Origin of the sequence: Rubrivivax sp. JA1055, from assembly GCF_020966565.1 — a bacterium.
Taxonomy (GTDB): Bacteria; Pseudomonadota; Gammaproteobacteria; order Burkholderiales; family Burkholderiaceae_C; genus Rubrivivax; species Rubrivivax benzoatilyticus.
Genome location: NZ_JAJKFP010000005.1, coordinates 78,718 through 100,477, shown reverse-complemented (window position 1 = coordinate 100,477; position 21,760 = coordinate 78,718). Strand labels below are relative to the sequence as shown.

The 21,760-nt window shown below is 72.4% G+C and carries 20 protein-coding genes; 8 read left to right on the top strand and 12 right to left on the bottom strand.

Translation table 11 applies throughout. The features are described from left to right. Nucleotides 1-21 precede the first annotated feature (21 nt). The 5 genes from LOC65_RS07190 to LOC65_RS07170 all read left to right on the top strand — a co-directional run bounded on the left by LOC65_RS07190 (nt 22) and on the right by LOC65_RS07170 (nt 5,903). Entirely contained in the window at nt 22-1,125 is a 1,104-nt protein-coding gene (locus tag LOC65_RS07190; RefSeq protein WP_009855785.1) for a sensor histidine kinase KdpD, read from the top strand. Nucleotides 1,126-1,157: 32 nt separating this feature from the next. After that, the gene (locus LOC65_RS07185) at nt 1,158-1,529 is read left to right on the top strand and encodes a response regulator transcription factor (RefSeq protein ID WP_009855784.1); all 372 of its coding nucleotides are present in this window, start codon (nt 1,158-1,160) and stop codon (nt 1,527-1,529) included. Then, a complete protein-coding gene (locus LOC65_RS07180; protein ID WP_230247056.1) occupies nt 1,529-4,153 on the top strand; it encodes a PAS domain S-box protein in 2,625 nt (874 codons plus the stop codon). The genes LOC65_RS07185 and LOC65_RS07180 overlap by 1 nt, the downstream gene beginning before the upstream one ends. A 165-nt stretch (nt 4,154-4,318) precedes the next feature. Then, nucleotides 4,319-5,296, top strand: a complete 978-nt coding sequence (corA, locus tag LOC65_RS07175) for a magnesium/cobalt transporter CorA (protein WP_009855782.1) — start codon at nt 4,319-4,321, stop codon at nt 5,294-5,296. 124 nt (nt 5,297-5,420) lie between these two features. After that, entirely contained in the window at nt 5,421-5,903 is a 483-nt protein-coding gene (locus LOC65_RS07170; protein WP_029718848.1) for a hypothetical protein, read from the top strand. A 183-nt stretch (nt 5,904-6,086) separates the two neighbouring features. On the opposite strand, the gene LOC65_RS07165 is transcribed toward LOC65_RS07170, so the two are convergent. Genes LOC65_RS07165 through LOC65_RS07130 form a run of 8 tightly spaced genes read right to left on the bottom strand, consistent with a single transcriptional unit; the run spans nt 6,087 to nt 12,970 of the window. Next, nucleotides 6,087-6,533, bottom strand: coding sequence for a nuclear transport factor 2 family protein (locus LOC65_RS07165; protein WP_230247055.1), 447 nt, complete (start codon nt 6,531-6,533; stop codon nt 6,087-6,089). After that, complete coding sequence (locus LOC65_RS07160) at nt 6,530-7,315, bottom strand: SDR family oxidoreductase (protein WP_009855779.1); 786 nt, start codon at nt 7,313-7,315, stop codon at nt 6,530-6,532. Before LOC65_RS07160 ends, LOC65_RS07165 begins: the two co-directional genes overlap by 4 nt. Nucleotides 7,316-7,320: 5 nt before the next feature. Then, nucleotides 7,321-7,848 (bottom strand): DUF3833 domain-containing protein, encoded by a 528-nt coding sequence (locus tag LOC65_RS07155; RefSeq protein ID WP_164963465.1) that lies wholly within the window; start codon nt 7,846-7,848, stop codon nt 7,321-7,323. After that, the gene (locus LOC65_RS07150) at nt 7,845-9,143 is read right to left on the bottom strand and encodes an MFS transporter (protein WP_230247054.1); all 1,299 of its coding nucleotides are present in this window, start codon (nt 9,141-9,143) and stop codon (nt 7,845-7,847) included. The genes LOC65_RS07155 and LOC65_RS07150 overlap by 4 nt, the downstream gene beginning before the upstream one ends. Beyond that, complete coding sequence (locus LOC65_RS07145; protein ID WP_009855776.1) at nt 9,140-9,679, bottom strand: chalcone isomerase family protein; 540 nt, start codon at nt 9,677-9,679, stop codon at nt 9,140-9,142. The genes LOC65_RS07150 and LOC65_RS07145 overlap by 4 nt, the downstream gene beginning before the upstream one ends. Next, nucleotides 9,680-10,903, bottom strand: coding sequence for a cyclopropane-fatty-acyl-phospholipid synthase family protein (locus LOC65_RS07140; protein WP_230247053.1), 1,224 nt, complete (start codon nt 10,901-10,903; stop codon nt 9,680-9,682). A gap of 13 nt (nt 10,904-10,916) precedes the next feature. After that, entirely contained in the window at nt 10,917-11,678 is a 762-nt protein-coding gene (locus LOC65_RS07135; RefSeq protein ID WP_230247052.1) for a DUF1365 domain-containing protein, read from the bottom strand. Beyond that, nucleotides 11,678-12,970 (bottom strand): NAD(P)/FAD-dependent oxidoreductase, encoded by a 1,293-nt coding sequence (locus LOC65_RS07130; protein WP_009855773.1) that lies wholly within the window; start codon nt 12,968-12,970, stop codon nt 11,678-11,680. Before LOC65_RS07130 ends, LOC65_RS07135 begins: the two co-directional genes overlap by 1 nt. 480 nt (nt 12,971-13,450) lie before the next feature. On the opposite strand from LOC65_RS07130, the gene LOC65_RS07125 reads away from it, so the two are divergent. Together LOC65_RS07125 and LOC65_RS07120 are read left to right on the top strand one after the other, a co-directional pair. Next, nucleotides 13,451-14,389, top strand: a complete 939-nt coding sequence (locus tag LOC65_RS07125; RefSeq protein ID WP_009855772.1) for a MerR family transcriptional regulator — start codon at nt 13,451-13,453, stop codon at nt 14,387-14,389. 75 nt (nt 14,390-14,464) lie between these two features. Further along, nucleotides 14,465-15,304, top strand: coding sequence for a ferritin (locus tag LOC65_RS07120; protein WP_009855771.1), 840 nt, complete (start codon nt 14,465-14,467; stop codon nt 15,302-15,304). Between the two features lie 30 nt (nt 15,305-15,334). On the opposite strand, the gene LOC65_RS07115 is transcribed toward LOC65_RS07120, so the two are convergent. Further along, nucleotides 15,335-16,234, bottom strand: a complete 900-nt coding sequence (locus LOC65_RS07115) for a DMT family transporter (RefSeq protein WP_230247051.1) — start codon at nt 16,232-16,234, stop codon at nt 15,335-15,337. A gap of 8 nt (nt 16,235-16,242) precedes the next feature. Further along, the gene (gene glnE / locus LOC65_RS07110) at nt 16,243-18,972 is read right to left on the bottom strand and encodes a bifunctional [glutamate--ammonia ligase]-adenylyl-L-tyrosine phosphorylase/[glutamate--ammonia-ligase] adenylyltransferase (RefSeq protein WP_230247050.1); all 2,730 of its coding nucleotides are present in this window, start codon (nt 18,970-18,972) and stop codon (nt 16,243-16,245) included. A gap of 124 nt (nt 18,973-19,096) precedes the next feature. On the opposite strand from glnE, the gene LOC65_RS07105 reads away from it, so the two are divergent. Then, entirely contained in the window at nt 19,097-19,897 is an 801-nt protein-coding gene (locus LOC65_RS07105) for a carbon-nitrogen hydrolase family protein (protein WP_230247049.1), read from the top strand. Here LOC65_RS07105 and LOC65_RS07100 read toward each other — a convergent pair whose 3' ends face one another. Both LOC65_RS07100 and LOC65_RS07095 read right to left on the bottom strand, forming a co-directional pair. Continuing rightward, the gene (locus tag LOC65_RS07100; protein WP_230247048.1) at nt 19,898-21,049 is read right to left on the bottom strand and encodes an FAD-dependent monooxygenase; all 1,152 of its coding nucleotides are present in this window, start codon (nt 21,047-21,049) and stop codon (nt 19,898-19,900) included. A gap of 32 nt (nt 21,050-21,081) precedes the next feature. Continuing rightward, the gene (locus LOC65_RS07095) at nt 21,082-21,750 is read right to left on the bottom strand and encodes a histidine phosphatase family protein (protein WP_230247047.1); all 669 of its coding nucleotides are present in this window, start codon (nt 21,748-21,750) and stop codon (nt 21,082-21,084) included. Between the last annotated feature and the right edge of the window lie 10 nt (nt 21,751-21,760).

Genomic DNA, 21,760 nt, shown 5'->3' with positions numbered 1-21,760 from the left:
CCCAAGGGACGAACGCTGATCATGCATTCCACGCTGACCGAACTGCTTGAGAACATGAAGTCGGGGCTGCTGTGGGTTCACCGCGACGCCACGGTGCGTTATGCCAACAGTGATGCCGGCCTGCGCACCGGGCTGGCGCCGGGGCACCGGCTCTTCGACCCCGACCTCGCCGCCGCGGTGGCCGCCGCGGTGACGCAGCAGACCGCGCGCAAGCTGGTCTCGGTCGGTGTGGCGCCCGCGCCCGGGCTGCCGCCGCCGGACCTGCAGTGCCGCGTGATCCCGGGGCTGTCGCGCGAGGACGCCTTCGTGCTGATCGCGCCGGAGGCCGCCGACGACGCCGGCTCGGCCTTCGACAACCTGATGCAGGTGATCCGCGCCGACCTGCGCGACCCGCTGGCCGAGACGCGCGGCGCGATGGCCCTCGCCCGCGAGCACGGCGGCGGCCCGGAGCTCGACGCTCTGGTCGACGGCGTGCAGGAGCTGGTGCGTGTGCTCGACAAGCTGGTCGACCTGGCGCAGCTGTGGGGCAGCGGCGCGCTGTTCGCCAACGACCGCATCGAGCTGTGGGCGCTGCTGCAGTCGGTCTGGGCCGAGGTCGAGCCGGTGGCGCTGGCGCGCCAGATCAAGGTGCGTTTTCGCGCCCAGTCCGACGCCGCCAGCCTGGCGACGCTGTACGGCAGCGAGCACTGGCTGCGCCGCGTCTTCCTCGAGTGTCTGGAGTCGGCGCTGCGCAGCTCGCCGTCCGGCGCGGTGCTGGACATCGAGCACCGCCAGATGGGGCCGCGTGCGGTGATCGTGTTCCGCGACTGCGGCATGTTCGCACCGCGCGTGGCCGATGCCGTCGACCTGCCGCGCAATCCGCCGTCCGGCCGCCGCGCGCCGGCCAAGCGCGACGCTCGCGACCAGATCGGCTTCAAGCTCTGCCAGCACATCGTCTCGCTGCACGGCGGCCAGCTGCGCGAGGAGGACGACGACGGCATGCGCAACTTCGTCATCGACCTGCCCACCGGCGCGCCGCACCGCAGCGAGCAGCCGCAGCTGGACATCATGCAGGCCCAGCAGTACGCCCGCGACCTGGCCGAGCTGATGTCGCGTGCCCGCAAGCGCGACGCCGCCGCGCGCTGAGCAGCCTCCCACCCGTTTCACCAGGAGCCGCCATGAAGCGTGTTCTCATCGTCGAAGACCAGGCCGACATCCGCAAGCTGATCCGCATGACGCTGGAGTTCGAGGCCTACGAGATCCACGAGGCCGCCGACGGCGCCTACGGGCTGCGTCTGGCGCTGGCCGTCAAGCCCGACCTCGTGCTGCTCGACGTCATGATGCCCGGCGAGCTCGACGGCCTGCAGGTCTGCCAGCGGCTGAAGAACGACCCGTCGACGCGGGGCATGAAGATCGTGCTGCTGACCGCGCGTGGCCAGGCCCGCGACCGCGAGGCCGGCCAGGCCGCCGGCGCCGACGAGTACCTCGTCAAGCCGTTCAGTCCGCTGCAGCTGATCGACACCATCGAGCGCCTGCTGGAGACCGCCTGATGGCCCCGCGGCCATGGCCCCTGGCGGCCTGGCCGCGGCGGCTGCGGCACCAGTTGCTGGCGCTGCTGGTGCTCAGCACGGCGCTGGCGATGCTGCTGCTGCACCGCGTCTCGGCCTCGCGCCTGGACGAGGTGGCCACGCTGACCAGCCTGCGCTGGGCGGAGTCGATCGCCCAGGGCGTGTCGGCCGCGGCCACCGTGCCGCTGGAGGCCGGTGACGACGCCGAGCTCGAGAGCGTGCTGCGCAGCTTCGCCGGCATGCCGGGTGTCGAGCGGCTGGAGGTCGTCGACTCGCGCGGCGTGCAGCTGCTGTCGCTGCGCCAGTCGGCCGAAGGGCTGGTCGCGCGCGAGACGCCGAGCGCGGCGCCGGCACGCGGCGCGCCGGCCGTGGCCGGCCGTGCCGCGCGCGTCGGTGACGACGCGGTCCAGGTCTGGGCTCCGGTCGGCCCCGGCGGCCGCCTCGGCAGCTTCGGCGTGACCTACTCGCTGCAGGCCGAGCGCGAGCGCCTCGGCGCGCTGTCGTACGAGGCGGTGCTGGCGATCGCGCTGGTCAGCCTGCTGACCATCGTCGTCAGCTACGGCTTCATCCAGCGTGCGCTGGCGCCGCTGCAGCGGCTGGTGCGCTTCTCCACCGAGCTCGGCCGCAACGCCGGCGCCCGTCTCGAGATCGACGGCGGCAGCCGCGAGTTCCGCGAGCTGGCCGAGGCCTTGAACGACACCTCGTCGCGGCTGCGCGACCAGATGGCGGCGATCGGCCGCGCCGAGTCGCGCAACGAGGCCATCCTGCAGGCCGTGCCCGACGTCATCCTCGGCCTCGACGCCGGCGGCCGCGTGTGCGTCGTCAATCCGGGCGTCAGCAGCATCTTCGGCCTGCAGCCCGACGAAGCGCTGGGCCGCCCGGTGTCCGACCTGCTGCCCGGGCTCGACTGCGAGGAGGCCGAGCGGCGCACGCTGGCCGGCCTGTACATGCGCTCCAGCGGCACCTACGTCGCGCGCTTCGAGATCGAGGCGCTGCGCCGCGGCGGCACGCCGTTCCCGGCCGAGGTGTCGCTGTCGCGCACCGAGACCGCCGACGGCCTGCGTTATGCCGCGGTCGTGCGCGACATGACCGAGCAGCGCATGACCTTCTCGATGCTCAACCTGTACAGCCGGGCGCTGGAGTGCACGACCAACGGCGTCGTCATCTGCGACATGTCGCTGCCGGGCTATCCGGTCTTCTACGCCAACCCGGCGTTCGGCCGCATCACCGGCTACGCCGCCGACGAGACGACCGGCCGCAGCTGCGCCTTCCTGCAGGGCGACGACCGCGACCAGCCGCAGCTCGCCGAGCTGACGCGGGCCATCGGCCGCGGCGAGTCGACCCAGGTCGTGCTGCGCAACTACCGCAAGGACGGCACGCTGTTCTTCAACGAGCTGACGGTCTCGCCGGTGCCCAACGCCGAGGGCGCGCCGCAGCACTACGTCGGCGTGCTCAACGACGTCACCGAACGCGAGCGCGCGCGCATGGCGATCGCCGAGCGCAGCGAGCGGCTGAACGCGGTCTTCGACCTGTCGCCCGACGGTTTCGTCGTCTTCGACGGCGTCGACGGCGGCCGCCTCGTCTACGGCAACCCGGCCTTCTTCGCGATGACCGGCTGGGACTCCGGCGTGCTCGACGCCGGGCTCGGCGTCGACGACTTCGACCGCCGCTTCCTCAAGCAGTGCGACGCCTCGACGCCCTACTCCCCGGTGTCGCTGGCGCTGGCCGCCGGCGACCGTGCCGACGGCCCCGACCTGCTGCAGCTGGTGCGCCCCGAGCGGCGCGTGCTCGCGCGCATGGCCCGCCGCGCCGGTGCCGGCCACCACGAGACCATCCTGTTCTTCCGCGACATCACGCGCGAGACCGAGGTCGACCGCATGAAGAGCGAGTTCCTCAGCACCGCGGCGCACGAGCTGCGCACGCCGATGGTCAGCGTCTTCGGCTTCACCGAGCTGCTGCTGCGCCGTCCGGTCTCCGAGGAGCGCCGCCGCGACATGCTGCAGACCATCCACCGCCAGGCCTCGCTGCTGATCAACATGGTCAACGAGCTGCTGGACCTGGCGCGCATCGAGGCTCGCCAGGGCAAGGACCTGAAGCGCGAGCCCTGCCGGCTGGACAGTCTGGTGACGCAGGCCGTCGGGCCGATGCTGATCCAGGGTGGCGCGCACGAGCTGCAGATCGACGTCGCCCATCCCGACTGCGTGCTCGACGTCGACCCGGAGAAGACCAACCGCGCGCTGACCAACGTGCTGTCCAACGCCGTCAAGTACTCGCCCGACGGCGGCACGATCGTGGTGACGACGCAGTCCGGCGAGCTGCACGGCGAGCCGGCGGTCGGCGTGCGCGTGACCGACCACGGCATCGGCATGACGCCCGAGCAGCTGGCGCGCGTCTTCGAGCGCTTCTACCGCGCCGACCCCTCCGGCAACATTCCGGGCACCGGGCTGGGCATGAGCCTGGTCAAGGAGATCGTCGAGCTGCAGGGCGGTCGCGTCGACGTCGCCAGCACCCCTGGACGGGGCACGACGGTGACCTTGTGGCTGCCGCTGTCGCGTGCCGCCGCGGCCCTGCCGTGGAGCCCCGATACCGCGGGCGCGGTGCAATAATCTGGCCTTCCCCGTCCACCGGGACACCTCATGGAACAGCCACCTAGTCGCTGACCGTCGGCTCCGGCGTCGAACCTGGAGCGCGGCGGTCCGTCCAGCCCCTTCAGCCCATCGACCGGCCGCTGCGGACGCAGGTTCCGCCGTGGCACGACGCCGAGACTCGCGATGCTCAACGTCTTCACGCTGGCCAACGGCCGGCTGTTCCAGGAAGAGATCGACAACCCGCAGGCGCTGGCCGGCGTGCAGCCGGTCTGGGTCGATCTCGAAGCCCCCACCGCCGAGGAGAAGGGCTGGGTCCGCGCCCGCTTCGGTCTGGCCATCCCCGAGGACGTCGTCGACGAGGATCTCGAGGAGTCGGCCCGCTTCTACGAGGAAGACAACGGCGAGCTGCACATCCGCTCGGACTTCCTGATCGACGGCGACAACGGCCCCGACGGCCAGGGCTCGCGCAACGTGCGCGTGGCCTTCATCCTCTACGAGAAGGTGCTGTTCTCGGTGCACGCCGAGGACCTGCCGGTGTTCCGCCTGCTGCGCCTGCGTGCGCGCCGCATCCCGGCGCTGATCGAGGACGCCAAGGACGTGCTGCTCAAGCTCTACGACGCCGACGCCGAGTACTCGGCCGACGCGCTCGAGGGCGTCTACGACAACCTGGAGAAGGTCAGCGCGCGCGTGCTGCGCCAGGACGTCGACGACCGCAGCGCCGGCGAGGCGCTGGCCGCGATCGCGCGCGAGGAAGACCTGAACGGCCGCATCCGCCGCAACATGATGGACACGCGGCGCGCGCTCAGCTTCCTGATGCGCAGCCGCATGCTCAACGCCGAGCAGTTCGAGGAGGCGCGCCAGATCCTGCGCGACATCGACTCGCTGGACTCGCACACCGCGTTCCTGTTCGACAAGATCAACTTCCTGATGGACGCCACCGTCGGCTTCATCAACATCAACCAGAACAAGATCATCAAGATCTTCTCGGTGGCCTCGGTCGGGCTGCTGCCGCCGACGCTGATCGCGAGCATCTACGGCATGAACTTCCGCTTCATGCCCGAGCTCGAGTGGCAGTACGGCTATCCGTTCGCGATCGCGGTGATGGTGTCCTCGGTCGCCGCGCCGTTCCTGTACTTCCGCCGAAAAGGCTGGTTGCGTTAGTTCCTGCTCGCTCATTGCGGCGCCGGCGCATCCGCGTCAGCATGCGTGCGCCACCGACCATCGTGTAGTCTCCTGTCGCGGCTGCGCCCTGCGGCCGCGCCTCCACGATTCGGACGCAGGACCCATGAATCGACTCCCGCCCCTGACCGCGAGTGCCCGCCTGCGACATGCCGCCGCGGTGGCCGCGCTGGCGGCCCTGGCGTTCGCCGGCCCGGCCCGGGCCCAGTTCGCCACCGTGCCCGCGCCCGTGCTGGACCTGCCGCCGGCGGCCTCGTCCGCCGAGCACGAGAAGCAGTACCGCGTCGAGGCTGCGCGGCACGTCTACGCCGCCTATCCGGCACGCATCTACAAGGGCCGGCTGCCGCCGCTGCTGTACTCGGTGATGGTCGTCGAGACCGAGATCGACGCGACGGGCCAGGTCGCCGGCGTGCACGTCGTGCGCAAGCCCGCGGCCGACGAGGTCGCGCCCTGGGTCGTGGCAATGATCAAACGCGCCGCACCCTACCCGGCGCCGGCGCGCCTGGGCGGCGCACGCTTCACCGAGATCTGGCTCGTCGACAAGAGCGGGCGCTTCCAGGTCGACGCGCTGACCGAAGGGCAGCGCTAGACGCGGGCGGCGAAGCCGCCCGCGTCTAGCGCTGCGGTGACCGTTGAGCTCCCCCGAGCCCCCTCCGGGAGGGTGCTCCAGCTCGTTCGACGGCACCCTCCAGCCTCCCTCCGCGAGGGAGGCTCCAGACGGTTTGACGATGGGCTGCGTGCGTTCTTGCGGGCTTTCGAGCGCCGCGCTCGATCAGCTCGACGCGCGGCGCTTGAGCCAGCGCATCGCGGCACCGACGGCGGGCAGCTTTTCGTACAGCTCCTCGGCGGCGTCCCAGTAGTCGCGGTGCAGCACGACGCGCCCGTCGGCGGCAAAACGGACGTGGGTTGCGCCGCGGATCGTCTGCTCGCCTTTCACGAGGCGTCTCATGCGGTAGTGCATGTCCCAGGTCAGGAAACACTGGTCGCCTGAAGCCACCGCCTCGTGCACGACGAAACGCGGCGCCTCCAGCGAGCGGAACATGTGCTCGAAGATCGCGGCGATCGCCGGCACGCCGCGCACCTCGTTGAACGGGTCCTTGAACACGGCGTCGGGCGCGTAGACCTCGCCCAGCCGCGCCAGCGCGGCCGGCGACAGCGTCTCGAAGGCTTCCACCAGGCGCTGCACACGCGGGTCGGGATGCGGGCTCTTCATCGTCACAGGCCGGTGGAGCGCCGCACCGCGGCGAAATAGGGGCCGTAGCCGACGTGGCGCAGCGCCTTCAGCCACAACGTGAAGCGGCGCGGGAAGTGGATCTCGAAGTCGCCGCGCGCCCAGCCGCGCAGGATGGCCTCGGCGGCTTCTTCGGGCGTCAGCAGGGCCGGCATGCGAAACCCGTTGTTCGCCGTCAGCGGCGTCTCGACGAAGCCCGGGTTGACGATGGACACGCCGACGCCGGCCGGGTGCAGGTCCAGGTACAGCGTCTCGGCGAGGTTGATCAGCGCCGCCTTCGTCGGCCCGTAGGCCAGCGACTGCGGCAGGCCGCGGTAGCCGGCGACGCTGCCGACCAGGCTCAGGTGCGCGCTCTGGCCGGCGGCGGCGCGCGCGCGCATCGCCGGCAGCAGCGCGTCGAGCCAGTGCAGCGCGCCGGCGTAGTTCACCTGCACGTGGCGCAGCGCGACGTCCAGGTCGAAGGCGGTGGCGCGCATCGGCGTGTAGGTGCCGGCGCAGTACAGGGCCAGGTCGGGGGTGCCCGAGCCGGCGATCACCTCCCGGGCTGCGGCCTGCACCGCGGCGCGGTCGGTCACGTCCAGTGGCAGCGCGACGCTGCCCGGATGCGCGGCGACGAAACGCGCCAGCGCGTCGGCGTCGCGCGCCGAGACGGTGACACGCGCACCCAGCGCGTGCAGCCGCGAGGCCGTCGCGCGGCCGATGCCGGTGGAGGCGCCGACCAGCCAGGCGCTGCGGCCCTGCCAGTCGCGCAGCGGAGGGTTCAGGGGCATGGTGTTCAGCGCTTGTGGAAGGCGAGCGTGACCTCGCCCAGGCGGACGCCGAACTTGCTCATCTCGGCCTTGTTCAGCATCACCTTGTCGTCCATCTGGAACATCCAGTCGTCGAACTGGACCTCGTAGACGCTGCCGTCGACCGGCAGCCGCAGCGTGTAGCGCCAGTTCAGCGCGTTGCCGGCGGCCGTGCCCTGGGCGACACCGACGACGTCGTCGGCGCGGCCTTCGTAGCGGCCGTTGCCCAGCGACTTCAGCTTCCAGACGCGGCGCTCGGTCTTGCCGTCGCTGTAGGTGAAGTGCTCGTCGAGCACGCCGTCGTCGCCGCTCCAGGTGCCGGTCATCTGCACCGTGAAGCGGCGCACGACCTTGCCCGAGCGGTCGCTGAAGATGCCGTGGGCCGTCATCTCGCCGTCGAAGAAGGTCTTCAGGTCGAGCTTCGGGGTCTCGGCGGCGTAGTCGGCCGGTGTCGGGCCGGCGCAGCCGGCCAGTACCGCGGCGGTGGCCAGGCCGAGCAGCAGGCGTCGCTTCATCGTGGGTTCTCCTCGTCGAGTCGGTGCCGCCAACGCCACAGCAGTGCGGCGGCGGCGGTCTTCAGCACACAGGGCAGCAGGCAGTAGGCGGCGGTGAGCGCCGCCAGCGCCTCGGGTTCGCGGGCGCCGGGCGCATAGCCCAGCAGCCCGAGCAGCGGCAGCGCCAGCCCGGCGGCCAGCGCCAGGTTGAGCTTGGTGGCCAGGTTCCACCAGCCGAAGTACGCGCCTTCGCCGCCGCCGTGGCCGGCGCGGCGCACGATGCCGGCCAGCAGCGCGCCGGGCAGCGCCAGGTCGGCGCCGAGCGCGACGCCGCTGGCGACGCAGACCGCGACGAATCCGGCGGTGTCGCCCGGCCCCAGCGTCGCCGCCCAGACGAAGGCGGCGACGGCCAGCGCCATGCCGGCCAGCCAGGCGCCGGCCAGCCCGAGGCGCGCCACGAGCCGCACCCACAGCGGCATCGCCAGCGCGCCGGCGGCGAAGTAGGCGGCCAGGAACACCGGCTCCCAGGCCGGGGCCTGCAGCCGGTCGCGCACGAAGAACAGCACCAGCGTCGCCGGCACCGCGCTGGCGATGCCGTTGACGAGAAAGACGGCGAGCAGGCGGCGGAAGGCCGGCGTCGCCAGCGGCGCTCGCCAGTCGACCCGGGCCGCGGCCGGCGTCGCCTCGGCGCGCGGCGCGCCGGCCAGCAGCACGAGGCCGATCACCAGCGTGACGGCGAACACGGCGCTGGTCGCCGCCAGCCCGGCGGTCGACGGCAGCACGCTGGCCACCAGCACGCCGGCCAGCGCCAGGCCTTCGCGCCAGGACACGATGCGCGCGCGCACCGCGGCGTCGCCGCCCAGGCGCGCGCCCCAGGCCTGGTGCAGCACGGCGAGCAGGCTGTAGGCCAGGTAGGCGGCGACGAGCAGCGCCGCGCACCAAGCCAGCAGTGCCGTGCCGGCCGTCACCGGCGGGAAGAACAGGCCGTGGAAGGCCGCGGCCAGCAGCAGCGCTGCCGCCGCGGCGACGGCCAGCAGCCGAGCCGGCGAGCCGGTGAACAAACGGTCGACGAGGCGGCCGAGCGCCGGGTCGATGACGGCGTCGAGCAGCCGCACCGCCAGCAGCAGCGCGCCCAGCGTCGCCAGCGGCACGCCATATTCGGCGGCGTAGTGTGGCGGCAGCAGCACGTACAGCGGCAGCGCGACGAAGGCCAGCGGCAGCCCCAGCGCGCCGTAGCGCAGGCCGTCGGCCAAGCCGCCGCGCCAGCGGGCCGCCGGGGTTGCGGGCCCGCGTGCGTCCAGGCCCGCCGTGTTCATGCCGTCTGCCCGAACAGGCGCGCGCGCAGCGTCGGCTGCGAGGTCTGCGGCGCCAGCCAGATGCCGAAGAAGCGGCGGCCGAACTCGGTGTCGTCGACCTCGCCCAGGCGCCGGCCGTTGGCGTAGAAGCGTGTGCCGCCGTCGGCGCGGCGCACGCCGACCAGGCGGTCACCCGGCTTCACGTCGGGGAACAGTGCCGCCATCGTCTGGCGCCAGCGTTGCGCCTGTGCCTCGGGCAGTTCGCCCTGGCGACGCATTTCGTCCAGCGAGCGGGAGGCGATGTCCGCGCCGTCGAAGGCGCGGGTGTAGCGGATCTCCAGCGCCAGCGGCGCGTCGGCCCAGCGCTCGGGCGTGAAGCCCTCTCCGACCCACAGCCGGGCGTCGTAGACGGCGAAGCCCAGCACGCGCAGGCGGCCTTCGCCCTGCAGTGCCAGCGGCGCGTAGGCGGCGAGCTCGGGTGGCGGCGGCGTCCGGGCCGCGGCCGCGTACGCCGGGACCAGCGCGGCGGCGAGCAGGGCGCGGCGGGTGCGGTCCATTCAGGCACGGCGCAGCGTGAACTGCACGACGTTGGTGTTGCCGGTGGCGAAGGCCGCCTCGCAGTACGCGAGGTAGAACTCCCAGATGCGCACGAAACGCGTGTCGAAGCCCTGGGCGCGCACCGTGTTCTCGTTCGCGAGGAAGGCGACGCGCCAGCGGCGCAGCGTCTCGGCGTAGTCGGCACCGAAGGCGAGTTCGCCGACGACCTCCAGCCCGGCCTTGCGGGCTTCGGCGCGGAACGCCGACGCGCTGGGCAGCAGGCCGCCGGGGAAGACGTACTGCTGGATGAAGTCGGTGGAGCGCAGGTAGCGCGCGAACAGGTCGTCGCGGATCGTGATCGACTGGATGCAGGCGCGGCCGCCGGGCTTGAGCCGGTCGCGCACGGTGCGGAAGTAGCTGCCCCAGTACTCGCGGCCGACGGCCTCGAACATCTCGATCGAGACGACGGCGTCGAAGGGGCCGTCCTGGATGTCGCGGTAGTCCTGCAGCCGCAGGTCGGCCTGCGTGCCCAGGCCCAGGCGCGCCAGGCGTTCGCGGGCGTAGGCCAGCTGCTCGGTCGACAGCGTGACGCCGGTGACGCGGGCGCCGAACTCGTTGGTCGCCGCCTCGGCCACCGCGCCCCAGCCGCAGCCGATCTCGAGCACGCGGTCGCCGGCGCGCACGCCGCACTCGCGCAGCGCGCGCCGCACCTTGGCGCGCTGGGCCTCGGGCATCGGCTTGTCCGTGTCGCCGTCGAACCAGGCGCTGGAGTAGTTCATCGTCTCGTCGAGCCAGAGACGGTAGAACGGGTTGCCCAGGTCGTAGTGGGCGTGGATGTTCTTGCGGCTGCCGCGGCGCGAGTTGCGGTTCAGCAGGTGCTTGAAGCGGTGCAGCAGCGAGCCCCACCAGCGGCCGTAGATCGCCTCCTCGACCGCGTCGCGGTTGGCGATGAACAGCTGCAGCAGCGCGACCACGTCGGGCGAGGTCCACTGGCCGTCGATGTAGGCCTCGGCGAAGCCGATGTCGCCGCTCTTCAGCGTCGCCGAGCAGACGCCCCAGTCGATCATGCGCATCGACGCGCGGGGCTCGCCGTCGCGGCCGGTGCCGAAGTGGGCCAGGCTGCCGTCGGGCAGCTGCACGTCCAGCGTGCCGACGGCCAGCCGGCGCAGCAGGCGGAAGACGGTGCGTGCGGCCGCGGGGGCGGACTCGGGCAGGGCGAAGGCGTCGGCGGTCGTCGTCGTCATGGCGGTTCCTGGGTCAGCGGGTGGTGAAGGCCCGGGGCGGTTCGGGCTTGCTGAAGAACGGCACGCGCTTGAGCCACAGCTGCAGCGCCTGCCAGTGGATGCGCACGATGACGCCCAGGGACATCATCGGCATGCCGAAGAAGGCCGCGCGCGCGGCGGCCGTGGTCAGCGGGGCCAGGCGTCCGCTGACGCTGGTCAGCAGCAGCGGGCCTTCGTCGTCGTCGTGGTCCACGCGCGCCACCGTGCGCTCGGCGGTGCGCAGGAAGCGGAAACGGTAGCGGCCTTCGACGCGGCAGAACGGCGACACGTGAAAGACCTTGCGCGCGACGAGCTCTCGGCCCCAGCGCAGGTTCTCGCCGGCGAGCAGGTAGCAGTGGCGCTCGCCGAAGGTGTTGTTGACCTCGGCGACGATCGCCGCCAGCGAGCCGTCGCGGCGCTCGCAGTACCAGAAGCTGACCGGCTTGAAGACGTAGCCCAGCACACGCGGGTAGGTGTGCAGCCAGATCTCGCCGTCGGCGTCGGCGATGCCTTCGGCGGCCAGCAGCTCCTCCAGCCAGGCCAGCGAGTCGGCGCGGCCGTCGCCGTGGTCGGCGTCGTGGAAGGCGACGAGGCCGAAGCGGTTGCGCCGCACCGCGGCCTCGGGCTGCGCCCGCAGCCGCCGCATCGGCAGCAGCATGAAGTAGGTCGGGTACTCGAACGTGTGCCCGGCCGGCTTCAGCCGCCGGTGGCGCACGACGCCGGTGCCCAGCAAGGCCTGCGGGGTGGTGCCGTCCATCACGCCGCCTCGTGCAGCGCCGGGCGGCCGGCCTGCCAGTGCGAACGCAGCGAGCGCACCGCGTCCAGCGCCGAGGCCAGCCCGTCCTCGTGGAAGCCGTAGCGGGTCCAGGCGCCGCAGAACCAGGTGCGGGCGCGGCCCTGCAGCGCCGGCACGCGGCGCTGGGCCTCGATCGCGCCGAGGTCGAACACCGGGTGCGTGTACTCGATCTCGCGGAACACGGTGCCCGGTGCGGGCTCGGTGACGGGATTCAGCGAGACGACGACCGGCGTCGTCCACGGCAGCGGCTGCAGCCGGTTGAGCAGGTAGTGCAGGCAGACGGCCGCCTGCTCGCGGCCGCGGTCGGGCGAGCGCACGTAGTTCCACGACGCCCAGGCCAGCTTGCGCTTGGGCAGCACCGAAGCGTCGCTGTGCACGACGGCGCGGTTGGGCTGGTAGCGGATCGCACCGAGCACAGCGCGCTCGTCGTCGCTGGCGTCGGCCAGCAGCGCCAGCGCCTGGTCGCTGTGGCAGGCGAGCACGAGCTCGTCGAACCGTTCGGTGCCGGCCGGCGAGGTGACGCTCACGCCGTCGGCGTCGCGGCGGATCTCGAACACCGGGCAGGAGACACGCGCGTCGGCGATGCGCGGCAGCATCTTCCGGACGTAGTTGCGGGCGCCGCCCTTGACCGTGTGCCACTGCGGCCGGTCGTTCACCTGGATGAGCCCGTGGTTGTGGCAGAAGCGGATCATCGTCGCCACCGGGAAGCGCAGCATCTGGTCGGTCGGGCAGGACCAGATGCAGCCGATCATCGGCAGGAAGTACCAGTCGCGGAAATCGTTGCCGAAGGCGTGGCGGTCCAGGAACTCGCCGATCGGCTCGGCCAGCGCGTCCTCGGCGGCGGCTTCGGCGATCGCCGTCGCCAGGCGGTTGAAGCGCACGATCTCGGCCAGCATCTTCAGGAAGCGCGGGCGCAGCAGGTTGCGGCGCTGCGCGAAGACCGTGTTCAGGTCCGAGCCGCTCCACTCCAGGTCGTGCTCGCGCGCCTGCACCGAGAACGACATGTCCGACGGCGCCGTCTCGACGCCGAGTTCGGCGAACAGGCGCAGCAGGTTCGGGTAGGTGCGGTGGTTGAACACCAGGAAGCCGGTGTCCACGCCGTGCGTGACGCCGTCGATCGTCAGGTCGATCGTGTTGGTGTGGCCCCCGAAGTAGTCGCCCGCCTCGAACAGCGTGACGCGGGCATCGGCGGACAGCTCGTAGGCAGCGGCGAGGCCGGAGATTCCGGAGCCGACGACGGCGACGCGGCGCATCAGCGGCTCCCCGCCGCGCCATGCGCGTTCAGCGGGCCGTGGCCCCGCAGGGCCGGCGCACCGCGCGAGGCGGTGCGCCGGGAAAGAAAAGCCGTCGTGCGGCGGCGCTGAGCGAACGAGGGAGGGAGGGAGGAGGAGGAGAAACGCTCAGGCTTGGCAGACAGGGAACCCGTGAGTCCGCACGACGTGAGAACCGTGGCCGCGGTGGCGACCTGCTTGCCCGCTGTGACCGGGACCGTCGCGCAAAGTTCCGCGGCCAATGGCCACGCGGGGGAGGCGAACCTGGGGATCGGCTGCGGCTTCGGTGTCATGTGAACCTCTCGGTATGAGTATGACTATACAGTCATCTTTCAGGTCTTGCAGTTCATGCCACGTTGTTGACGAGGCTGTGTCCTGTTCAAAACCTGGGCTTGGGCCTATATTAGGCCAACTTTTGAAATCAAGCATGGCTTTGTCCAGGACAACCACAAGGCGAGACGGATGAGCGATCGCACCACGGCTGAAGCGCTGACGCTGTCGATCGCCGCTGTCGAGCGCGACACCGGGCTCAGCAAAGACACCTTGCGGGTCTGGGAGCGGCGCTACGGCTTCCCGTCGCCGTCGCGTGACGCGCAGGGCGAGCGGGCCTACCCGCTCGAGCAGGTCGAGAAGCTCCGCCTCATCAAGCGCCTGCTCGACGCCGGGCACCGGCCGGGCCGCATCGTGCCGATGCCGGCCGCCGAGCTCAACGAGCTCACCGCGTCGACCGTCGACCAGCCCCAGCGCCGCGCCGAGAACCCGGTGGCGGCGGCCGATCTCGACCGCGCGCTCGAACTGCTGCGCCGCCACGACCCCGCCGCGCTGCGTCGCGAGCTCGGCCGCATGCTGGTGCGCCACGGCATCTCGCGCTTCGTCGTCGACGTCGTCGCGCCGCTGAACACCGCCGTCGGCGACGCCTGGCTGCGCGGGCAGGTCGAGGTCTACGAGGAGCACCTGTACACCGAGACCGTGCAGAGCCTGCTGCGCCAGGCCATCGCCTCGGTGCCCGAGCCGCTGGACGGCGGTGCGCCGTCGGTGCTGCTGACCACCTTCCCCGGCGAGCCGCACGGCCTGGGCCTGCTGATGTGCGAGACGCTGATGGCGATGGACGGCTGCCGCTGCGTCGCGCTGGGCACGCAGACGCCGCTGTGGGACATCGTGCTGGCCGCGCGCAGCTACCGCGCCGACGTCGTCGCGCTGAGCTTCTCCGGCTGCATGAGCCCCAACCAGGTCGTCGACGGCCTGGCCGAGCTGCGCGAGAAGCTGCCGGCCGGCACCGGGCTGTGGGTCGGCGGCAGCGCGCCGGTGCTGTTCCGCCGCCGCATCGACGGCGTCACCGCCCTCGACTCGCTGGAGCGCATCGGCGTCGAGCTGCAGCGCTGGCGCGAAGCGCGGGGCTGAAGCCGGAACAACCCGCCGCGCACGCGGGAGGCCGTCGCTGCCTAGACTGCAGCGTCGCGACACCTTTGCCCCGTCATGCTGTATCCCGAACTCTTCAAGCAGCTCGAAGCCGTGCGCTGGAACCTCGACACGGACATCCCGTGGGAGCGTTTCGACGCCGCCCTGCTCAGCGACGAGCAGGCGCAGACGATCAAGATGAACGCCATCACCGAGTGGGCGGCGCTGCCGGCCACCGAGATGTTCCTGCGCGACAACCGCGGCGACAGCGACTTCTCGGCCTTCATCAGCGTCTGGTTCTTCGAGGAGCAGAAGCACTCGCTGGTGCTGATGGAGTACCTGCGGCGCTTCCGCCCCGAGCTCGTGCCGACCGAGGACGAGCTGCACGCGGTGCGTTTCGAGTTCGACCCGGCGCCGGCGCTGGAGACGCTGATGCTGCACTTCTGCGGCGAGATCCGTCTCAACCACTGGTATCGCCGCGCCGCCGAGTGGCACACCGAGCCGGTGATCCGGGCGATCTACGAGACCCTGGCACGCGACGAGGCGCGCCACGGCGGCGCCTACCTGCGCTACATGAAGCGCGCCCTCGTGCGCTTCGGCGACGAGGCGCGCACCGCCTTCGCCAAGGTCGGCGTGCTGATGGCCAGCGCGCGCCGCACCGCGCAGGCCCTGCACCCGACCAACCTGCACGTCAACGCCAGCCTGTTCCCGAACGACACCGTGCAGAGCCGCCTGCCCGACCCGGCCTGGCTGGAGGCCTGGCTGGACCGCCAGATCCGCTTCGACGCCGAGTGGGAGGGCCGCGTCGTCGAACGCATCCTGCACAACCTCGGCCTGCTGTTCGGGCGCAGCTTCGCCAACGTCCAGGACCTGAACCGCTACCGCAAGGAACTGGGCCGCGGCGCCCAGCCGGCCTGAACCCCGGCGCAGCGCCGCCGCCGCGCGCGATCAGCCGCGGTTGACCAGCGCGATGCCGGTGCAGACGGCGGCCAGCGCCACCAGCAGCTGCGCCGTCGCCGGCTCGCCGAGCAGCAGCACGCCGGCGAGCAGCCCGAACACCGGCGTCAGCAGCGTGAACGCCGACAGCCGCGTCGCCGGGTAGTGGCGCAGCAGCCAGAACCAGACGAGGTAGCTGGCGAAGGTCACGACGACGATCTGGAAGGCCAGCGGCGCCAGCGAGGCCGGCCCCGGCATCGCCGCCAGCGTCTCGCCGCCGGCCCACGACGCCGCGGCCAGCGCGACGGCCGACACCGCCAGCTGCCACAGCAGCGTCTTCTCCGGCGCCGCGCTCGCCAGCCGGCTGCCGCGCAGCGTCAGCGTCGTCAGCCCCCAGATCACCGCCGCGGCGACGCCGAGCGCATCGCCCAGCCACTGGCGCTCGCCGGCGGTCGGCGCCTGCAGCCCTTCGGCGAAGGCCCAGACGACGCCGGCGAAAGCCGCCGCCAGCCCGGCCAGCTGCGCCGGCCGCAGGCGCTCGTCGCGCACGACGAAGGGCATGCCCAGCGCGACGACAAAGGGCGCGAGGTAGATGAAGACCACCATGCGCGAGGCGGCGGTGTGCTGCAGGCCGACGAAGATGCAGCCGAACTCGAGCGCGAACAGCAGCCCCATCGCCAGCCCGGCGCGCGCTGTGCCGTCGGCCTCGAACAGCCGGATGCCGCGCCAGCGCGCCCAGGCCGCGACCAGCAGCGCGGCGCCGGCCGAACGCAGCGCGGCCTGCATCAGCGGCGGGATCTCGGCCAGCGCGACCTTGGTCGCCACCTGGTTCAGGCCCCAGAGCGCGCAGCAGACGACGACGAGCACGATGGCGCGCGCGTCCAGCCGCGCGCGGCGGTCGGTCGGGGACATCGGGCGCGTCAGCCTTCGCCGAAGACCGCGCGCCACAGCGCCAGCACGGCGTCGCGCTGCGGCGCCAGACGCTCGGGCTCGAACTGCGTCGGCTGCTCGTCCAGGCGCGCGGTGTGCTGCGCGCGGCGCAGCTCGCGGTAGGCGTCGGCGGCGGCGCGGCCGACGCCGGCCGGCAGCAGGCCGCCGTCCTCGGCCATCACCAGCAGCGCGATGTTGCCGAGGTTGCCGATCAGCTCCGGGTGCGTGCGCGAGTGCGCCAGCACCAGGTACTGGACGACGAACTCGACGTCCATCATGCCGCCCGGCGAGTGCTTGACGTCGTAGCGCCCGGCACGCACCGGGTGCGCGTCGCGCACCTTGCGGCGCATCGCGCCGATCTCCTCGCGCAGTGCCTGCGGGTCGCGTTCGGCGACCAGCACCGCACGCCGCGTGGCGTCGAAGGCCGTGGCCAGCGCCGGGCCGCCGGCGGCGCAGCGTGCGCGCGTGATCGCCTGGTGCTCCCAGGTCCACGCGGTGTTGCTGCCGCGGCCGACCTGGTAGCGGTCGAACGAGGCGATCGAGGTCACCAGCAGCCCCGAGTTGCCGTTGGGGCGCAGCGCGGTGTCGATGTCGAACAGCTCGCCGGCCGCGGTGCGCAGCGTCAGCCAGGTGATCAGCTTGCGCACGAAGGCGCCGTAGATCTCCTGCGCGCGCGCCGGGTCGGCTTCGTCGGCGTCGTCGAAGAGGAAGACGACGTCCAGGTCGCTGCCGTAACCCAGCTCCTTGCCGCCGAGCTTGCCGTAGGCGATGACGGCCAGCGCCGGCTGTTCGCGGTGGGCCTGGCGGAAGCGGCTCCAGGCCCAGCGCACGGTGATCGCGAGCATCGTGTCGGCGAGTGCCGACAGGTCGTCGGCGACCTGCTCGACCGTCAGCTCGCCTTCGACGTCACGCACCAGCGTGCGGAAGACCTCGGCGTGGTGCGCCTGGCGCAGCATGTCCAGCAGCCGCTCCTCGTCGCATTCGCCGGCGCGCTCCCAGGCGGCGCGGCGTTCTTCCAGTTCCGCGGCGAAGCTCTCGCGGTCGAAACGCTGGTGCTGCAGGCGCGCGTCGGCCAGTTCGTCGATGACGCCCGGGTGGCGCATCAGGTACTGCATCGGCCAGCGCGCCAGCCCCAGCAGGCGCAGCAGCCGGCGCTGGACCTCGGGGCGCTCGGCGAGCAGCGCGAGATAACTCTCGCGGCGCAGCAGCGGCTCGACCCAGTCGACGAAACGCAGCGCCGCCTGCTCGGTGCAGCCGCCGTCGGCGATGCCGCGCGCCGCGGCCTGCATCAGCCGGCCCAGGCGCAGCCGGCTCTCGTCGCGCAGCGCCTGCACGCGCGGCTGCGTCGCCCAGTGGCGCAGGCGCTCGGCCAGCGCCGGCGGCATCTTCTCGAGCAGCTGTTCGCTGTCGATCGGCAGCGGCCCGGTGCCGCACTGGCGGCAGCCGTTGCGGCCCTGGCCGTTGCCGCCCGCCGCACCTTCCATCAGCAAGGCGTCGAACTCGGCGGCGACCGTCTCGCGGGCCTCGCAGAGGCGGTCGAGCATCGTGCCGGTGTCGCCGCCGGCCAGGCTGGCGGCGATCCAGGCCAGGTCCTCGTCGCCGGTGGGCAGCAGATGGGTCTGCTGGTCGTCGAGGTACTGGATGCGGTGCTCGATGCGCCGCAGCAGCGCATAGGCGTCGGCCAGGCGCTGCGCGGTCTCGGCCGACATCAGCCCGCGTGCCGCCAGCTTGCCCAGCGCGCGCAGCGTGCTGCGCGTGCGGATCTCGGGGAACTGGCCGCCGCGCACGACCTGCATCAGCTGGACGATGAACTCGATCTCGCGGATGCCGCCGCGCGACAGCTTGACGTCGTTGGCGCGCTCGGGGCGGCCGGCGGCGCGGCGCTGGGCCTCGTCGCGGATCTTGCGGTGCAGCTGGCGCAGGCCCTCGAAGACGCCGTAGTCCAGGTAGCGGCGGTAGACGAAAGGCGTGACCAGCGAACGCAGCGCCAGCGCACGCTGCGTGCCGACCGCCGCACGCGGCGCGACGATGCGGCTCTTCAGCCACGCGAAACGCTCCCACTCGCGGCCCTGGACCTGGAAGTACTCCTCCAGCATGCCCAGGCTCACGACCGGCGGCCCCGAGTTGCCGTTGGGCCGCAGCGCCAGGTCGACGCGGAAGACGAAGCCGTCCTCGGTGGTCTCGCCGACCAGCGCATACAGGCGTTTGGCGACGAAGGCGAAGTACTCGTGGAACGAGACCGGGCGCGGCCCCGTGGTCTGGCCTTCGTCCTCGTAGACGTAGATCAGGTCGATGTCCGACGAGACGTTGAGCTCGCGTGCGCCGAGCTTGCCCATGCCGATGACCCACAGGTCCACCGGGCGGCCGTCGGCGTCGATTGCCGCGCCGTAGCGTTCGTCGGCGTCGAGCCGGGCCTGCGCCAGCGCGAGTTCCAGCGCGGCCTCGGCCAGCCAGGTCATCGTCGTGGTGACGGTCTCCAGCGGCGCGCCATCCTCGACGTCGAGCACCGCCAGGCGTTCGAGCACCAGCTGGCGCGCGACGCGCAGCGCCGCCGGCAGCTCGCGGCCGCGTTCGCGCAGCGTGGCGACGAGCGCGACGATGGTCTCGAAACCGGGCGCTCCCGGCGGCAGCAACGCACGCTCGGCTTCGTAGCGGCGCCGGATGCGCTGCACGAATCGGCTGTGCGCCGCTGACACTGCGGCGCTCTGGACGGCTGACATGGACGACCCTCCGAAGGTCTTTGCTCTTGTCGAGGGCGCCGATTCTGCGCTGAAGCCCCGTGGCGTGCAGGCGGCAGGGCTGAGTCCGGGCCCCGTGGGGCCGCCCTGACGCAGAATGGCCTGCATGAAGGTCGCCGCCGTCCAGATGGTCAGCACGCCCGATCTCGGGCGCAATCTCGAAGCCGCCGCCCGCCTCGTCGGCGAAGCCGCGGCCGCCGGCGCGGGGCTCGTCGCGCTGCCCGAGTACTTCTGCCTGATCGGCCTGCGCGACACCGACAAGCTGCCGTTTGCCGAACCCGAGGGCGACGGCGCGATCCAGCGTTTCCTCGCCGACATCGCGCGCCGCCACGGCGTCTGGCTGGTCGGCGGCACGCTGCCGCTGCGTGCGCCTGACGGCCAGCGTGTCTACAACCGCTGCTGCGTCTACGGGCCCGACGGCGTCGAAGCCGCGCATTACGACAAGATCCACCTCTTCGCCTTCGACAACGGCCGCGAGCGTTATACCGAGGCGACGACGCTGGCCGCCGGCGACACGCCGATCGCGCTGCAGTGCGGGCCGCTGCGTGTCGGCCTGTCGGTCTGCTACGACCTGCGGTTCCCCGAGCTGTACCGCGCGCTGATGGCGCCGCCCTGCGACCTGCTGTGCGTGCCGGCGGCCTTCACCTACACGACGGGCCGCGCGCACTGGGAGCTGCTGCTGCGCGCCCGCGCCGTCGAGAACCAGTGTTACGTGCTCGCGCCGGCGCAAGGCGGCCAGCACGAGAGCGGTCGCCGCACCTGGGGTCACAGCCTCGTCGCCGACCCCTGGGGCGAGGTGCTGGCGGTGCGGCCGGAAGGTGAAGGCGTGGTGCTCGCCGAGGTCTCGCCGCAGCGCCTGGCCGAGGTGCGCACGCAGTTGCCGGCGCTGGCGCACCGGCGGCTGTAGTCAGCGCGATCCGAACATCATCCTGCGTGCCAGCCAATGGCGCGCCGGCGCGACCTGCTGCAGCGCTGCCAGCCCCAGGCCACGCGCCAGGCCCAGCCCGGGCAGCTGCCAGGTGAAGCTGCGTGCCAGGAAGTCGGTCGTCGCGATCGTCGCCCAGCGGTCGGGCGACCGTGCCCATTCGACACGCGCCAAGGCGCTGTCGACATCGGCCGCGTGCCGCAGCGCGGCGACGAGTTCGTGCGCGTCGCGCAGGCCCAGGTTCAGGCCCTGGCCGGCGACCGGGTGCAGCGTCTGCGCGGCGTTGCCGATGCGCACCGAGCGGCCGTCGACCAGCGTGCGTTCGGCGTTCAGGCCGAGCGCGAAGTCTTTCAGCGGCGTGATCTCGCGTGGCCGGCCGGCGGCGGCCGGCAGGCGCTCGGCCAGCAGCGCCAGACGCTGGCGCGCATCGAGTGGGCGCACCGGGTCGGCGTCGCTGGGCACGCACCAGACCAGCGCGGCGCGGCCATCGGCGCGCGGCAGCAGCGCCAGCGGCCCCTCGCGTGTGAAGCGTTCGAAGGCCACGCCCGGCGGCAGCCCGTCCAGCGCCAGTGTGCCGACCCAGGCCGTCTGGCGGTAGTCGTGCACGACGGCCTTGCGCACCTGGCCGGCGAAGACGCCGCCTTCGGCGACGACCGCGAGGTCGAAACACTCGGCGATGTCGGCGTCGAGCTCGACGCCGCCGGCCATCGGCTTGACCGCCTGCACCGCGGTGCCCAGGCGCAGCCGCAGCCGGCGCGGCTCGGCGGCCACCGCCGCTTCCCAGCCGCGCTGCAGCGGCGCGACGACCTCGCCATACGTCGCCACCGCACCGAGCAGCGGCACGCCGAGCTCGGCGGCGCGGATGCGCACCTCGGCGTCGCCGAAGGACGGCGGCTGCTGCGAGACCTGCACCTCGGCGATCGCCTGCGGCGGCGCCCAGTCGACCAGGCGCTGCAGGAACTGCACGCTGCCCAGCGACAGCGCCAGCGTGCGCGGGTCGGCGGCGACGTCGTGCGTCGCCGGCCGGGCGTCGAAGACGGTGATGCGGGCGGCAGGCAGCACGCGCGCGGCGTGCAAGGCCAGCGCCAGCCCGACCGGGCCGGCGCCGACGACGGCGATGTGGACCTCGTGCATGGTCCGATTCTCGCCGGCCGGCTCGGGCCCGCTCAGGTCGAGGTCACCCAGTCGCGGCGTTCCGGATGGTCCAGGTGCGGCAGGTGGTTGAAGGCGACGAGCATCAGCCGCTTCGGCGTGATCGCGACCTCGGTCAGCGCGCTGTTGCGGAGGCGCAGGTTGAGGTCGATCGTCACCTCGTTCGGCGTGCGCAGCAGGTGGCCCAGCGCGGTGCAGATCGGGCCGCCGCTGGCGACCAGCAGCACGTTGCCGTCCTGGATGCGCTGCACCTCGTCGAGCACGCCGACGATGCCGGCGCGCCAGTCGGCGTAGGCCGGCATGCCCTGGGGCGCGATCTCGCCGGCCATCCAGCGCGCCAGCGCCGAGCGCAGCAGCTGGAAGTACTGGCGGTAGGACTCGGGCGTGTCGGCCGCCGGCAGCGGCTCGGGGTGCGCGGCCTTCAGCAGCGCCAGGCTGTCGTATTCGTCGAGCTGCGGCCGCAGCGCCGCCGGCGGCACCGCGCCGTGGCCGTCGGCGATCGCCTCGTAGGACGCGCGCTGGCGCTTCAGCGAACCGTGGAAGGCGGCGTCGAACGTGATGCCGCGTTCGCGGAACCAGATGCCGAGCTGGCGGCACTGGCGCTGGCCCAGTTCGCTGAGCACGTCGTAGTCGTCGGCGCCGAACGAGGCCTGGCCGTGGCGCACGAGGTAAAGCGTTCCCATCGCGCCGATT